We start from the raw sequence: 15,441 nt of genomic DNA, 5'->3' as shown, positions 1-15,441 counted from the left end.
AACCTATATCATGTAGGTTGTTATTTTTTTCCGTGCGGTTTTTGTAAAGTGCAGAGGGGGAGAAGTCATTGCTTAACAATCGGAATGTGTTACTTTGCGTGAGCGGAGGCATCGCTGTTTATAAAGCCTGTGCGTTAACGAGCAAGCTGGTTCAGGCAGGAGCAAATGTCAAAGTGATTATGACTGAATCAGCATGCCGATTCGTCTCACCGCTGACATTTCAGGCATTGAGCCGCCATGAAGTATATACAGATACATTTAAAGAACAGAATCCAAGTGTCATATCTCATATTGATGCTGCAGACTGGGCCGACTTGATTATCGTGGCACCCGCTACGGCTAATGTGATTGGAAAATTGGCAAACGGCATCGCTGATGATATGCTGACGACCACGTTGTTAGCGGCAACGGCTCCCGTATGGATCGCGCCGGCGATGAACGTTCACATGTATGACCATCCGGCAGTCAAACGAAATATCTCTGTTCTGTATAAGGATGGTTATCGTTTTATTGAGCCGAGTGAGGGCTATTTAGCGTGCGGTTATGTAGGGAAAGGCAGATTGGAAGAGCCAGAAAATATCGTGGAGCTAGCCGAAAAGCATTTTGCTGAAGAAAAGATTGCTCCTTTGGAGGGCAAACATGTGGTCATTACAGCTGGCCCGACACGGGAAGCGATTGATCCTGTTCGATTTTTCACCAATAAATCAACGGGTAAAATGGGATACGCATTAGCGGGGGCTGCTGTTCAGCTCGGCGCACAGGTAACCTTAATCTCTGGCCCTGTTTCACTTGATCAGCCTAAAGGTCTGGCTCAGTTCATTCCTGTTCAATCTGCTGCGGATATGCGCGATGCGGTGCTCTCTGTGTATGACTCAAGTGATATTGTCATTAAAACAGCTGCGGTAGCCGATTTTACGCCGAAAACCGTATTTGACCATAAAATGAAAAAACAAGACGGCGATATGACCTTTGAATTGACAAGAACGGTTGATATTTTAAGAGAATTGGGCGAGAAAAAGCAGTCCCAGCTTTTAGTTGGTTTCGCCGCTGAAACACAAGACGTTGAACACTATGCGCGCAAAAAGCTCGCCGCTAAAAATCTTGATATGATTGTGGCAAATGATGTGAAAGCAAATGGGGCCGGTTTTGGTGCTGATACGAATATCGTGACAATCTTTTTCGAAGACGGGCGCAAACGCGAGCTTCCGATGATGTCTAAGCTCGATGTTTCTTTTGAAATCCTTCAGGAAATCGCAGTCCTCTCAAAACAAACTGGAGAGCAATCATGAATTTTGCCGAGGTCATCGTTGATGTCAGCACTAAAAATATTGACAGGCCTTTTGATTATAAAATCCCGGACCATCTCAAAGGCATGATTAAAACGGGCATGCGGGTCATTGTTCCATTTGGCCCCCGTAAAATTCAAGGGTTTGTGACAGCTGTGAAAGAAGCATCTGATCTCTCGGGGAAATCTGTCAAGGAAGTAGAGGATTTATTAGATCTTACACCTGTTTTGACAGAGGAGCTGATGAATTTGTCATCATGGCTGTCCGACAAAACGCTGTCTTTTAAAATAACGGCGCTTCAAGTGATGCTGCCTGCCGCATTAAAGGCAAAATATGAAAAAGAACTAAAAATCACACAGGGCGCCGATCTTCCGCCGCAAGTGGATCGGCTGTTTTCTGAAACAAAGACTCTGCTGTATTCAGATATACCCGATCACGATACGCTGAAACTGATTCAAAAGCATGTTCAAAAAGGCAGCATTGACGTGACATATAAAGTCGCGCAAAAAACGAATAAAAAAGTGGTCAGGCATATTCAGGCAAATGCGAATTTAGAAGAGCTTGCCAAGCAAGCAGAGGAATTATCCCGCCAAGCAGCCAAGCAGCAGGCGATTCTTCACTTTTTCATCGCTGAGCCGGAAGGTGTAAAAATTCCTGCGGCGGATTTGTGCAAAAAAACGGGTGCAAGCTCTGCGACCATCAAAACCCTTATCCAAAAGGGGCTTTTGAAGGAAAGCTATGAAGAGGTTTACAGAGATCCCTATCAGGACAAAATGTTCAAAAAAACAGAGCCGCTCCCGCTGACAGACGAACAGAGCGCTGCCTTTCAGCCAATACGCCAGACATTGGAAAACGATGAACATAAAGTGTTCCTCCTTCACGGCGTGACAGGAAGCGGAAAAACGGAAATTTATTTGCAATCGATTGAAAAAGTACTGGCGAAAGGAAAAGAAGCCATCGTCCTCGTACCGGAAATATCGCTGACTCCGCAGATGGTCAATCGCTTTAAGGGCCGTTTCGGCTCTCAGGTGGCAGTCATGCACAGCGGATTATCCACAGGAGAAAAATATGACGAGTGGCGCAAAATCCACCGGAAGGAAGTGCGGCTTGTCGTCGGCGCCAGATCGGCTATTTTTGCTCCGTTTGAAAATCTCGGAATGATTATCATCGATGAAGAGCATGAGTCCTCTTATAAACAAGAAGAAATGCCGCGCTATCATGCGAAAGAGGTTGCGATCAAGCGGGCTGAGCATCACAGCTGTCCCGTTGTGTTAGGCAGTGCTACGCCGACATTAGAGTCATATGCACGGGCCCAAAAGGGCGTGTATGAACTTCTTTCGCTGAAGCATCGCGTTAACCAACAGGTGATGCCTGAGGTTTCGCTTGTCGATATGAGAGAGGAGCTAAGAAACGGCAATCGCTCAATGTTTTCAGTTGAATTAATGGAACAGCTTGAAGAAACGATTGCCAAGGGTGAGCAGGCGGTGCTGTTTTTAAATAAAAGAGGCTATTCTTCCTTTGTGATGTGCAGGGATTGCGGATATGTCCCGCAATGCCCGCACTGCGACATTTCCATGACGTATCATCGTTACGGCCAAAGGCTGAAATGCCATTATTGCGGACATGAAGAGCCTGTCCCGCATACTTGTCCCGAATGTGCAAGCGAGCATATCCGCTTTTTCGGGACGGGGACACAGCGAGTGGAGGAAGAACTGACAAAAGTTCTGCCAAATGCGAGAGTGATTCGGATGGATGTTGATACGACTTCAAGGAAGGGCGCCCATGAAAAATTATTGTCAGCTTTCGGAGAAGGAAAAGCGGATATTCTTCTCGGAACGCAAATGATCGCGAAAGGGCTTGATTTTCCCAATGTCACACTTGTCGGAGTGTTAAGTGCTGATACAACACTCCATATTCCTGATTTCAGATCGGCCGAAAAAACATTTCAGCTGTTAACGCAAGTGAGCGGCCGGGCAGGAAGGCATGAGAAACCCGGCCGTGTCATCATTCAAACGTACACACCGTCCCATTACAGCATCCAGCTGACGAAGTCGCACGATTATGAAACATTCTATCAGCATGAAATGGCGCACAGGAGAGAACAATCCTATCCGCCTTATTACTATTTGGCTCTTGTGACGGTTTCTCATGAGGAAGTGGCGAAAGCAGCTGTTACGGCTGAAAAAATCGCTCACTTTTTGAAAGCAAACTGCGGAGCTGACACGAAAATTCTCGGGCCTAGCGCGTCGCCGATAGCCCGGATCAAAGATAGATATCGCTATCAATGCGTGATAAAATACAAACAGGAAACCCAGTTATCCGCTTTATTGAAGAAGATACTGGAACATTATAAACGCGAAATTGAACAAAAGCATGTAATGATTTCAATTGATATGAATCCTTATATGATGATGTAAGATCTCACGTCTTGGAGGGTAACAAATTGGCTGTGAAAAAGGTCGTCACACATCCTGCGGAGGTTTTGGAAACCCCGACGGAAACCGTGACTGTTTTTGATAAAAAGCTAAAAAAACTGCTTGATGATATGTACGACACCATGCTTGAAATGGATGGGGTCGGACTGGCAGCGCCGCAGATCGGCATTTTAAAAAGAGCGGCTGTCGTAGACATCGGGGATGACAGCGGCAGAATGGATCTCGTTAATCCCGAGATTTTAGAAAAAAGCGGTGGGCAAACCGGAATTGAAGGATGCCTGAGCTTTCCCGGCGTCTATGGTGATGTCACACGTGCCGATTACGTCAAAGTGCGTGCATTTAACCGTCAGGGAAAACCGTTCATCCTGGAAGCGCGAGGCTTTTTAGCGAGGGCTGTGCAGCACGAAATGGACCATTTAGACGGTGTGCTGTTTACATCTAAAATAAGCAAATACTATACAGAAGATGAACTAGCGGATATGGAAGGATGATTTGATGACAAGAATCGTATTTATGGGAACGCCTGATTTTTCAGTTCCTGTTTTAAGAAACATGATAGAGGACGGATATGAAGTAGTGGGGGTCGTCACACAGCCGGACCGTCCGAAGGGCAGAAAAAAAGTGCTGACACCTCCTCCGGTCAAGGAAGAGGCATTGCGTCACGGCATCCCGGTTCTTCAGCCTGAAAAAGTCAGATTGACAGAAGAAATCGAGAAAGTGCTGGCATTTAAGCCTGACCTTATTGTAACCGCAGCATTCGGACAAATTTTGCCGAAGGAGCTTCTCGACAGCCCAAAATACGGCTGCATTAACGTTCACGCGTCTCTTTTGCCGGAACTGCGCGGCGGAGCTCCGATCCATTACTCCATTCTGCAGGGAAAGAAAAAAACAGGTGTTACCATTATGTATATGGTAGAAAAATTAGATGCGGGCGATATGATTTCAAAAGTGGAAGTGGACATTGAAGAAACCGACAATGTCGGAACGCTGCATGATAAATTAAGCGCGGCTGGCGCGAAGCTATTGTCTGAAACCGTTCCAAACGTCATTGCCGGCAGCATATCACCTGAAAAGCAGGATGAAGAGAAAGCGACATACGCGCCTAACATCAAAAGAGAGCAAGAGCTGATCAATTGGTCTAGAACAGGTGAAGAGCTTTACAACCAAGTCCGCGGCTTAAATCCTTGGCCTGTGGCCTATACGACCCTTAATGGACAAAACTTGAAAGTGTGGACGTCGAAAAAAACACCCGCACCAACAAAAGCCGAGCCCGGCACAGTCGTTGCGATTGAAAAGGAAGGGATTATAGTAGCCACAGGTAACGGCACGGCCTTGTTATTAACCGAACTTCAGCCGGCCGGCAAAAAACGCATGAAAGGCGAGGACTTTGTGCGCGGCGCTCATGTTGAAGCAGGCGATATGTTAGGAGTAAACAATGAAAAAAAATAGTGTTCGTGATATCGCCCTTGAGGCGCTGATCAAACTAGAACAAAACCAGGCTTACAGTAATCTGCTCCTGAAGTCGGTCATTAAATCAAATGAACTGAGCGATCAGGACAGAGGTCTTTTGACTGAACTTGTCTACGGTACATTGCAAAACAAGATCGCGCTCGATTATATGCTCAAACCGTTTGTTAATAAGCCTCAAAAAGTAAAGCCGTGGGTGATTCAGCTTCTTCGTCTATCCTTATATCAAATGGAGTATTTGGAGAAGATACCAGACAGGGCTGCTATTCATGAAGCGGTCGAAATTGCTAAAATCCGAGGACACAAAGGCATTGCTTCATTCGTCAACGGCGTACTTCGTTCCATTCAGCGCGAAGGTGTTCCAGCCTTTGACACCATTGAAGACCCTGTCCGCCGGCTGGCGACAGAGACAAGCCATCCGGAATGGCTCGTGAAAGAATGGGCCGGTGCGTATGGATTTGAAGCAGCTGAAAAGATTTGCCGCATCCACCTCATTCCGCCGAAGCAGACATTGCGTGTCAACCAAATGAAAGCGGACAGAACGGATTTGCTTGATCAAATGGCAGCTGAGGGAATCGACGTTGAAAAAGGCGACCTCGCTGAAGACGCTGTGAAGCTCCTAAAGGGAACAATTGTTGGAACTCATTTCTTCCAAAACGGTGAAGTGTCCATCCAGGATGAGAGCTCCATGCTCGTCGCCCGCGCCCTTGATCCTAAGCCCGGTGAAACGGTGCTTGACGCATGTGCGGCGCCTGGCGGAAAGTCGGCTCATATCGGAGAATTGATGGAGAACAAGGGAAACGTTACGTCGCTTGATCTTCACAAACATAAAGTGAAGCTGATCAAAGAAGCGGCAGACCGGCTTGGCCTTACGATCATTCATGCGGAAACAATGGATGCGAGAAAAGCAGGAGAAACGTTTGAAAACGAACAGTTTGACCGGATATTGGTAGACGCCCCGTGCTCAGGTTTTGGTGTCATCCGAAGAAAGCCGGACATGAAATACACGAAAAAGCCTGATGACAGCGCACGGCTTGCTGAAATCCAACTGTCGATCTTGGCGGAAATCGCACCATTAGTAAAAAAAGGTGGCACTCTTGTCTACAGTACGTGTACAATGGACCGGACAGAAAATGAAGAAGTCATACATGCGTTTATACAAGAACATCCTGATTTTGAACCCGATTTGTCTCTTGAAAAGCGGCTGCCCGAAAAGGCGAGACCCTTTGTTCGGGAAGGAAGGGTGCAAATCCTTCCTCATTATTTCGGAACAGATGGTTTCTTTATTTGCAGCATGAGAAAGAAGGGATAACAATGGCAGAAATGAAAAAAACGAAAGATAGAAAAGAATTGCGGACAGAGCGTCCGTCTATTTATTCTTTAGAATTAGATGAAATCAAACAATGGCTGACAGACAACGGAGAGAAACCGTTCCGCGCGGCACAGATTTTTGAATGGCTATATGAAAAACGGATATCTTCTTTTGAGGAAATGACAAACCTGTCAAAGGATCTGCGTGAGAAATTAAGCACTCATTTTGTGTTAACAACGCTGAAAACGGCCGTTAAACAAACCTCTGAAGATGGTACAATGAAGTTTTTATTCGAACTTCATGACGGTTATACAATCGAAACCGTTTTAATGAGACATGAGTATGGTAATTCTGTATGTGTAACGACACAGGTTGGCTGCCGCATTGGCTGTACATTCTGCGCTTCGACGCTTGGAGGCTTGAAACGAAACCTTGAAGCGGGTGAAATTGTCGCTCAAGTCGTCAAAGTCCAAAAAGCTCTTGATGAGACGGATGAACGAGTGAGCTCTGTCGTGATCATGGGGATCGGTGAACCTTTTGATAACTTTGATGAAATGCTCGCTTTCTTGAAAATCATTAACCATGATAAGGGCCTCAATATTGGCGCGCGCCACATTACAGTTTCTACAAGCGGGATCATCCCGAAAATTTACGAATTCGCTGATCAGAAAATGCAGATTAACTTTGCGATTTCTCTGCATGCGCCGAATACAGAAATCAGAAGCCGTTTGATGCCGATTAACAGAGCGTATAAGCTGCCTGAATTAATGGAAGCTGTTAAATATTATATTAACAAAACGGGACGCCGTATCAGCTTTGAATACGGGCTGTTCGGGGGCGTAAACGACCAGGTCGAGCACGCTGAAGAACTTGCCGACTTGCTGGAAGGAATTAAATGCCACGTGAACTTGATTCCGGTAAACTACGTGCCTGAACGGGACTATGTGCGTACACCGCGTGACCAGATTTTCGATTTTGAAAAAACGCTGAAATCCCGCGGAGTTAATGTCACAATCAGAAGAGAGCAAGGCCATGACATTGACGCAGCCTGCGGTCAGCTTCGCGCGAAGGAGCGTCAAGACGAGACGAGGTGATGAGGGTTGTTAACAGCCTTAAAAACAGATACAGGAAAAATCCGCCAGCATAACGAAGATGATGCGGGGATATTCAAAGGGAAAGACGAATTTGTATTAGCGGTTGTCGCTGATGGCATGGGCGGCCATCTTGCTGGAGATGTTGCGAGCAAGATGGCTGTGAAAGCCATGGGTGAGAAATGGAATGAAGCGGAGGCGATTCCAGTTGCGCCCGCAGAATGTGAAAAATGGCTCATTGAACAGATTCTGGCGGTAAACAGCAAAATATACGATCATGCCCAAGCCCACGAAGAATGCCAAGGCATGGGGACGACGATTGTATGTGCGCTTTTTACGGGGAAAACGGTTTCTGTTGCTCATATAGGTGACAGCAGATGCTATTTGCTTCAGGAGGACCATTTTTTTCAAGTGACAGAAGATCATTCGCTTGTAAATGAGCTGGTACGCACTGGAGAGATTTCAAGAGAAGACGCTGAACATCATCCGCGAAAAAATGTGCTGACGAAGGCACTCGGAACAGACCTGTCAGTAAGTATTGACACACGTTCTTTTGATATCGAACCCGGGGACAAACTGCTTCTATGTTCTGACGGACTGACGAATAAAGTGGAAGGCACTGAATTAAAAGACATCCTGCAAAGCGATTCAGCTCCTCAGGAAAAAGTAAACCTGCTTGTGGACAAAGCCAATCAGAATGGCGGGGAAGACAACATTACAGCAGTTTTGCTTGAGCTTGCTTTACATGTTGAAGAGGGTGAAGATCAGTGCTAATCGGCAAGCGGATCAGCGGACGTTACCAAATTCTCCGCGTCATAGGCGGCGGGGGAATGGCCAACGTGTATTTAGCTGAGGATATGATTCTAGACCGTGAAGTCGCAATCAAAATCCTGCGGTTTGACTATGTGAATGACAATGAGTTTATCAGGCGTTTCCGGAGAGAAGCCCAATCCGCATCAAGCCTCGATCACCCGAATATCGTCAGCATTTACGATTTGGGTGAAGAAGATGATATTTATTATATTGTCATGGAGTACGTTGAGGGCATGACGCTTAAAGAATACATAACAGCAAACGGGCCGCTTCACCCTAAAGAAGCGCTGAACATCATGGAGCAAATTGTCTCAGCCATCGCTCATGCCCATCAAAATCAGATTGTTCACAGAGACATTAAGCCGCATAACATTTTGATTGACCACATGGGAAATATCAAAGTGACGGATTTCGGAATTGCGACGGCACTAAGTTCGACCACAATCACCCATACCAATTCTGTGCTGGGCTCAGTGCATTACTTATCACCTGAACAGGCGCGGGGCGGTTTGGCAACAAAAAAATCGGATATTTATGCGCTTGGAATCGTTCTTTTCGAGCTTTTAACCGGCCGTATCCCGTTTGATGGAGAATCGGCAGTCAGCATCGCCTTAAAGCATCTTCAGGCGGAAACTCCTTCGGCGAGAAGGTGGAATCCGTCAGTACCCCAAAGCGTAGAAAACATGATCCTAAAGGCAACTGCCAAAGATCCTTTTCATCGCTATGAAACGGCTGAAGACATGGAAGCTGATATCAAAACAGCTTTTGATGCCGACAGACTCAATGAAAAGAAATTTATGATTCAAGAAGATGAAGAAATGACAAAAGCGATTCCTATCATTAAAGATGAAGAGCTCGCTAAAGCTGCTGGCGAAAAAGAAGCCGAATTGACACCCAGCAACGAAAATAAAACAAAGAAAAACGGCAAAAGAAAAAAGTGGCCGTGGGTTTTGCTCACGGTTTGCATCGTATTCATCACGGCGGGAATTCTTGCTGTCACTGTTTTTCCGTCGCTTTTTATGCCTGAAGATGTCAAAATACCTGATGTCTCCGGAATGGAATACGAAAAGGCGGCAGACATCTTGGAAAAAGACGGTTTGCAGGTTGATTCTGAGGTTTTGGAAATCTCAGATGAGAAAATTGAAGAAGGCCTGATGGTAAAAACGGATCCTAAAGCGGATTCTACAGTCAAAGAAGGCGCAACGGTCACGCTTTATAAAAGCACCGGAAAAGCTAAAACGGAGATCGGTGATGTTACAGGCCAAACGGTCGATCAGGCAAAAAAAGCGTTGAAAGACCAAGGTTTTAAACATGTCACAGTGAATGAAGTGAATGATGAGAAAGACGCGGGCACTGTCATTGAACAGAATCCGTCAGCAGGGACTGAGCTTGTGCCGAGTGATGATCAAGTCAAACTCACAGTCAGTATCGGGCCTGAAGACATTACGCTTAGAGACTTGAAAACTTACAGTAAAGAAGCAGCGTCTGGATATCTGGAAGACAACGGACTGAAGCTGAAAGAAAAAGAAGCATACTCAGATGACGTTCCAGAAGGGCAGGTTGTCAAACAAAAACCAGCAGCAGGAACGGCAGTAAAGCCGGGAAACGAAGTGGAAGTGACATTCTCTCTCGGACCTGAGAAAAAACCTGCGAAAACAGTGAAAGAAAAGGTCGAGATCCCCTACGAGCCAGAAAATGAAGGGGACGAGCTTGAAGTACAAATCGCTATTGACGATGCGGATCACAGTATCTCTGACACTTACGAAGAATTTAAGATAAAAGAGCCGACTGAACGAACGATCGAACTGAAGATTGAATCCGGCCAGAAAGGGTACTATCAAGTGATGGTAAACAATAAAGTCGTCAGCTACAAAACCATTGAGTATCCGAAAGATGAATAACAAGGAGGGAAAATATGCCTGAGGGCAAAATTATTAAGGCGCTTAGCGGCTTTTACTATGTACTGGATGAATCAGAGGATTCAGATAAAGTGGTACAATGCAGAGGAAGAGGCATTTTCAGAAAGAACAAAATTACCCCTCTCGTCGGCGATTACGTTGTGTATCAGGCTGAAAATGACAAAGAGGGATATTTGTTAGAAATTAAAGAAAGAACCAATGAGCTGATCAGGCCGCCAATTTGCAACGTTGATCAAGCGGTCCTTGTTTTCTCAGCGGTTCAGCCTTCTTTCAGCACGGCATTGCTCGACCGCTTCCTGGTTCTCGTTGAGGCTAATGATATTCAGCCAATTATATGCGTTACAAAAATGGATCTGATTGAAGATCAAGATACAAAAGATACGATACAAGCCTATGCAGAAGACTATCGGAATATTGGTTATGACGTGTATCTCACCTCCTCTAAGGACCAAGACACTTTGGTGGATATCATCCCGCATTTTAAGGACAAAACAACGGTGTTTGCGGGTCAGTCCGGTGTTGGAAAATCCTCGCTCCTCAACGCAATCAGTCCGGAGCTCGGTTTAAGAACAAACGAGATTTCCGAACATTTGGGCCGCGGGAAACACACTACCCGCCACGTAGAGCTGATTCATACGTCCGGAGGCTTGGTTGCGGATACGCCGGGATTCAGCTCGCTTGAATTTACAGACATTGAGGAAGAAGAGCTGGGCTATACCTTCCCTGATATCAGAGAAAAAAGCTCTTCATGCAAATTTAGAGGCTGCTTACATCTAAAAGAACCGAAATGTGCAGTGAAACAAGCTGTTGAAGACGGGGAATTAAAGCAGTACCGCTACGACCATTATGTTGAATTTATGACGGAGATTAAAGACAGAAAGCCGAGGTATTAGCATAATGATAAAGGTTGCACCATCTATTCTTTCCGCTGATTTTGCCGCTTTAGGCAATGAGATTAAAGATGTAGAAAAGGGCGGAGCCGATTGTATTCACATTGATGTCATGGACGGGCATTTTGTCCCCAATATCACGATAGGTCCGCTGATTGTAGAAGCTGTACGGCCGGTAACAGATTTGCCGCTTGATGTTCATTTAATGATAGAGGAGCCGGATCGTTACATCCCTGCTTTCGCTAAAGCGGGCGCAGATATCCTGTCTGTACATGTTGAGGCATGTCCGCATCTGCACCGTACCATCCAGCTTATTAAAGAGCAAGGCACAAAGGCCGGTGTTGTTCTGAACCCGCATACACCTGTACAGGTCATCGAGCATGTTTTCGACGACCTCGATCTTGTTCTTTTAATGACGGTGAACCCGGGATTTGGCGGGCAGAAATTTATTCATTCCGTCCTTTCTAAAATAAAAGAAGTTAAGCGAATGGCGGATGAAAGAGGAAAAAAAGATCTGTTGATTGAAGTAGACGGCGGCGTCAACAAAGAAACCGCTCCGCTAGTTATTGAAGCGGGCGCAAATTTACTCGTTGCCGGTTCAGCTGTTTACGGCCAGCCTGACCGTAAAAAAGCGATTTCTGAAATCAGAGGAAGTAAATAAAAAGCAAAAAAAGAGCTGGGCATACAACGCCTAAGCTCTTTTTCCTGTATCAGAGAAAGGAATCAAAGATGAAGACAATCAATATCGTTGCGGGAGGCCCTAAAGATCTCATTCCCGATCTAACTGGCTATACGGCTACGGCTGAGGACGTACTTTGGATCGGTGTTGACAAAGGCACCGTCAATCTTTTGGATGCCGGTATCATTCCTGATGAAGCTTTTGGAGATTTTGACAGCATAACAGAGCAAGAACGCCGCCGAATTGAAAAAGCGGCTCCCGCACTCCATGTGTATCAATCAGAAAAAGATCAGACAGATTTGGACCTCGCCCTTGATTGGGCGCTGGAAAAGCAGCCTGATATGATTCAGATTTTCGGCATTACAGGCGGCAGAGCTGATCATTTTTTAGGAAATATTCAGCTTCTGTACAGAGGTGTAAAAACGAATATAAAAATTAGGCTGATAGACAAACAAAATCATATTCAAATGTTCCCTCCTGGTGAATATGATATGGAGAAGGATGAAAACAAGCGATATATCTCCTTCATACCGTTTTCCGAAGAAATACATGAGCTGACACTGAACGGTTTTAAATATCCGCTAAATAAATGTCATATTACGCTCGGTTCAACACTATGTATTAGTAACGAACTCATTCATTCACGAGGTACTTTTTCGTTTGCAAAAGGCATATTAATAATGATAAGAAGCACGGATTAGCATGTGCTTTCATTCATTTGCTAAAATCAATGAACAGGCGGTTACGGTACGTTATAGGAGGGGACAAAAAATGAAATTTTACACCATTAAATTGCCGAAGTTTTTAGGAGGAATTGTCCGGGCGATGCTGGGCTCATTCAGAAAAGATTAAAGCCCAGGGGTTCAAAGCCCTCTTTCACCACATAAAAACGCCTGCCACATATCGGGGCAGGCGTTCATTTTGTTATACACGCTCAACTTTACCTGATTTTAAAGCTCGAGCAGATACATATACTTTTTTAGGTTTTCCGTTCACAAGGATACGAACCTTTTGAAGATTCGCGCCCCAAGTGCGCTTAGAAGCGTTCATTGCGTGAGAACGGTTATTCCCAGCTGTTGTTTTTTTACCTGTGATAACGCATTTACGTGCCATTTGTTTCCCTCCTCACTTGCACAAAACATCTACTTTTTAACATTTCATATAATCTTAGATGCTTTCGATATGGATACTTTAAATAATTTACCACAGCTAAAAAACGTTTGCAACTATTGTTTCAACATCTTTCAAGAAAATTCACTTGACATCTTGCGGAAACAGCGGTGCTATAGTATATGTAGAGGGACAGGCAGCGACAGCCGGGTCTTTTCTTTTCATAATGGAAACCATATAGTAGAATAGCTGTAACTCTATGCATTCGAAGGAGGAACTAGTGTGTCCATTGAATTAAGAACGAAGTACGGGCAGATTGATATATCTAATGAAGTCATTGCGATGGTTGCAGGTGGCGCGGCGATTGACTGTTACGGCATTGTCGGTATGGCCTCTAAAAATCAGATTAAAGACGGACTGACTGAAATCCTTCGGAAAGAGAATTTCAGCAGAGGTGTCCAAGTTCGCCAAGAAGGAGAACAGATACATATTGATATGTATATCATTGTCAGCTATGGCACGAAAATTTCTGAAGTGGCACATAATATCCAAACAAAAGTAAAGTACACAGTAAATCAAACCATCGGACTGGCAGTGGACTCTGTTAATATTTATGTCCAAGGCGTCCGAGTGACGAACCCGTAGTTAGGAGGAGTAGGATTGTCTATTAGAACATTAGACGGCAGAACTTTTGCCGGGATGATTCTCGCGGGAGCGCAGAATCTGTCTCAAAACGCGAGTGCAGTTGATGCGCTGAACGTGTTTCCGGTGCCGGACGGCGATACGGGAACAAACATGAACCTGTCAATGACTTCCGGAGCAAGAGAAGTGGAGCAAATGGATACGGATGATATCGGTAAGGTAGGCTCTGCGTTATCTAAAGGACTGCTCATGGGAGCACGCGGAAATTCAGGAGTGATCCTGTCCCAATTGTTCCGTGGATTCAGTAAAAGCATTGAATCAAAAAAAGAAATAAATGCACAAGAGTTTGCCGCTGCGCTGCAAGCGGGTGTTGACATGGCTTATAAAGCTGTCATGAAACCTGTAGAGGGCACCATTTTAACAGTTGCAAAAGACGCTGCGAAAAAAGTGATGGCTCTGGCAGAAAAAGAAACCGATATCACAGCGCTGATGACTGCAGTGACTGAAGAAGCAGAAGCGTCTTTAAACCGGACCCCTGAATTGCTTCCTGTCCTGAAGGAAGTAGGAGTCGTCGACAGCGGCGGCAAAGGCCTGCTTTGTGTGTATGAAGGTTTCCTTGCTTCATTAAAAGGTGAGGCTGTGCCTCAAAAAGCTGTTCTTCCGTCACTTGACGACATGGTCAGCGCAGAGCATCATAAGAGCGCGCAAAGCGTGATGAATACCGAAGATATTGAATTTGGTTTTTGTACGGAAGTGATGGTTAGACTCGATCAGGCAAAACGAGAATTCGACGAAGGCACGTTCAGACAAGATCTCAGCCAGTTCGGTGATTCTCTGTTAGTCATTGCGGATGAATCGCTGGCGAAGGTTCATATTCATGCGGAAGAACCGGGAAACGTATTAAATTATGCCCAGCATTACGGTGAATTGATCAAAATTAAAATAGAAAATATGAGAGAGCAGCATACCTCCCTCATCAGCCAGGAAAGCAAACCTGCTGACAACGAAAAACCGCCGGCAAAACAGCCGTATGGCATTGTGACTGTGGCGATGGGAGAAGGTATTTCCGATTTATTCAAAAGCATCGGCGCTTCTGTTGTGATTGAAGGCGGGCAGACCATGAACCCGAGCACTGAGGATATTGTCGATGCCGTGAAATCTGTAAATGCGGAAACAGTGTTTATCTTACCGAATAACTCCAACATCATCATGGCGGCTAATCAAGCGGCTAGTGTAATGGGTGAACAGGTTTTTGTCATTCCTGCCAAAACGGTTCCGCAAGGGATGTCAGCCCTGCTGGCATTTAATCCGGATCAAGAAGCTGAAGCGAACGAAGCCAATATGCTCAGCGCCATTCAGCAAGTAAAAAGCGGGCAGGTGACGTACTCAGTCAGAGATACCCATATTGACGGCAAAGACATTAAAAAAGGCGACTTTATGGGAATTCTGAATGGCACGATTATCGGCACTGCTGAAGATCAGCTGTCAGCCGCGAAAATGCTGCTGTCAGAAATGATCGGAGAAGACGACGAAATTGTCACCATCCTATATGGTGAGGATGCGTCTCAGGAAGAAGCTGAGGAGCTTGAAGCGTTCCTAAGTGAAAAGTACGAGGAGATTGAAGTTGAGATCCACAACGGAAAACAGCCGCTGTATTCGTATATAGTTTCTGCAGAATAGAAGGGCGATTCGCCCTTCTATTCTTATGTCTGCTTTTAAGTGCGGCAGCGCTGTGACGCGCCCGCTTGCCATTTTATATATGATCAATTAGTCTAGAAGCAAAGCGCTTATAAGCTC

Annotated in this window: 15 protein-coding genes; 14 read left to right on the top strand and 1 reads right to left on the bottom strand. The window is 45.4% G+C overall.

Going from position 1 to position 15,441, the window contains the following annotated elements; translation table 11 throughout:
* Nucleotides 1-68 precede the first annotated feature (68 nt).
* From coaBC to spoVM, 12 genes are all read left to right on the top strand, one after another.
* On the top strand, nucleotides 69-1,289 hold the full coding sequence (coaBC, locus tag JMN17_RS06135; RefSeq protein WP_087992100.1) for a bifunctional phosphopantothenoylcysteine decarboxylase/phosphopantothenate--cysteine ligase CoaBC: 1,221 nt from the start codon (nucleotides 69-71) through the stop codon (nucleotides 1,287-1,289).
* A complete protein-coding gene (gene priA, locus JMN17_RS06130) occupies nucleotides 1,286-3,703 on the top strand; it encodes a primosomal protein N' (protein WP_087992099.1) in 2,418 nt (805 codons plus the stop codon). The genes coaBC and priA overlap by 4 nt, the downstream gene beginning before the upstream one ends.
* A gap of 26 nt (nucleotides 3,704-3,729) precedes the next feature.
* Complete coding sequence (def, locus tag JMN17_RS06125; RefSeq protein WP_087992098.1) at nucleotides 3,730-4,212, top strand: peptide deformylase; 483 nt, start codon at nucleotides 3,730-3,732, stop codon at nucleotides 4,210-4,212.
* 4 nt (nucleotides 4,213-4,216) lie between these two features.
* Nucleotides 4,217-5,170: a methionyl-tRNA formyltransferase gene (gene fmt / locus JMN17_RS06120; protein ID WP_087992097.1), complete on the top strand. Its 954-nt coding sequence runs from the start codon at nucleotides 4,217-4,219 to the stop codon at nucleotides 5,168-5,170.
* Entirely contained in the window at nucleotides 5,157-6,500 is a 1,344-nt protein-coding gene (gene rsmB / locus JMN17_RS06115) for a 16S rRNA (cytosine(967)-C(5))-methyltransferase RsmB (protein ID WP_087992096.1), read from the top strand. Before fmt ends, rsmB begins: the two co-directional genes overlap by 14 nt.
* Before the next feature lie 2 nt (nucleotides 6,501-6,502).
* On the top strand, nucleotides 6,503-7,594 hold the full coding sequence (gene rlmN / locus JMN17_RS06110; RefSeq protein WP_087992095.1) for a 23S rRNA (adenine(2503)-C(2))-methyltransferase RlmN: 1,092 nt from the start codon (nucleotides 6,503-6,505) through the stop codon (nucleotides 7,592-7,594).
* 6 nt (nucleotides 7,595-7,600) lie between these two features.
* Nucleotides 7,601-8,365, top strand: a complete 765-nt coding sequence (gene prpC / locus JMN17_RS06105) for a protein-serine/threonine phosphatase PrpC (RefSeq protein ID WP_087992094.1) — start codon at nucleotides 7,601-7,603, stop codon at nucleotides 8,363-8,365.
* The gene (prkC, locus tag JMN17_RS06100) at nucleotides 8,359-10,305 is read left to right on the top strand and encodes a serine/threonine protein kinase PrkC (protein ID WP_087992093.1); all 1,947 of its coding nucleotides are present in this window, start codon (nucleotides 8,359-8,361) and stop codon (nucleotides 10,303-10,305) included. The genes prpC and prkC overlap by 7 nt, the downstream gene beginning before the upstream one ends.
* A 14-nt stretch (nucleotides 10,306-10,319) precedes the next feature.
* Nucleotides 10,320-11,216 carry a ribosome small subunit-dependent GTPase A gene (rsgA, locus tag JMN17_RS06095; protein ID WP_087992092.1) on the top strand — a complete coding sequence of 299 codons (897 nt, stop codon included), beginning with the start codon at nucleotides 10,320-10,322 and terminating at the stop codon, nucleotides 11,214-11,216.
* A 4-nt stretch (nucleotides 11,217-11,220) separates the two neighbouring features.
* Complete coding sequence (gene rpe / locus JMN17_RS06090; protein WP_202327689.1) at nucleotides 11,221-11,874, top strand: ribulose-phosphate 3-epimerase; 654 nt, start codon at nucleotides 11,221-11,223, stop codon at nucleotides 11,872-11,874.
* Between the two features lie 68 nt (nucleotides 11,875-11,942).
* Nucleotides 11,943-12,593, top strand: a complete 651-nt coding sequence (locus tag JMN17_RS06085) for a thiamine diphosphokinase (protein WP_087992090.1) — start codon at nucleotides 11,943-11,945, stop codon at nucleotides 12,591-12,593.
* 70 nt (nucleotides 12,594-12,663) lie between these two features.
* Nucleotides 12,664-12,744 carry a stage V sporulation protein SpoVM gene (gene spoVM, locus JMN17_RS06080; RefSeq protein ID WP_003221545.1) on the top strand — a complete coding sequence of 27 codons (81 nt, stop codon included), beginning with the start codon at nucleotides 12,664-12,666 and terminating at the stop codon, nucleotides 12,742-12,744.
* Nucleotides 12,745-12,816: 72 nt separating this feature from the next.
* Here the strand turns inward: spoVM and rpmB are convergent, their stop codons facing one another.
* On the bottom strand, nucleotides 12,817-13,005 hold the full coding sequence (rpmB, locus tag JMN17_RS06075; protein WP_003221548.1) for a 50S ribosomal protein L28: 189 nt from the start codon (nucleotides 13,003-13,005) through the stop codon (nucleotides 12,817-12,819).
* 279 nt (nucleotides 13,006-13,284) lie between these two features.
* On the opposite strand from rpmB, the gene JMN17_RS06070 reads away from it, so the two are divergent.
* The gene (locus JMN17_RS06070) at nucleotides 13,285-13,647 is read left to right on the top strand and encodes an Asp23/Gls24 family envelope stress response protein (protein WP_087992089.1); all 363 of its coding nucleotides are present in this window, start codon (nucleotides 13,285-13,287) and stop codon (nucleotides 13,645-13,647) included.
* 15 nt (nucleotides 13,648-13,662) lie between these two features.
* Nucleotides 13,663-15,324, top strand: coding sequence for a DAK2 domain-containing protein (locus JMN17_RS06065; protein ID WP_087992088.1), 1,662 nt, complete (start codon nucleotides 13,663-13,665; stop codon nucleotides 15,322-15,324).
* Nucleotides 15,325-15,441 lie beyond the last annotated feature (117 nt).

Source organism: Bacillus sp. RHFS10 (assembly GCF_016757475.1).
GTDB classification, from domain to species: Bacteria; Bacillota; Bacilli; order Bacillales; family Bacillaceae; genus Bacillus; species Bacillus subtilis_G.
This window is presented reverse-complemented; position numbering and strand designations above follow the sequence as displayed.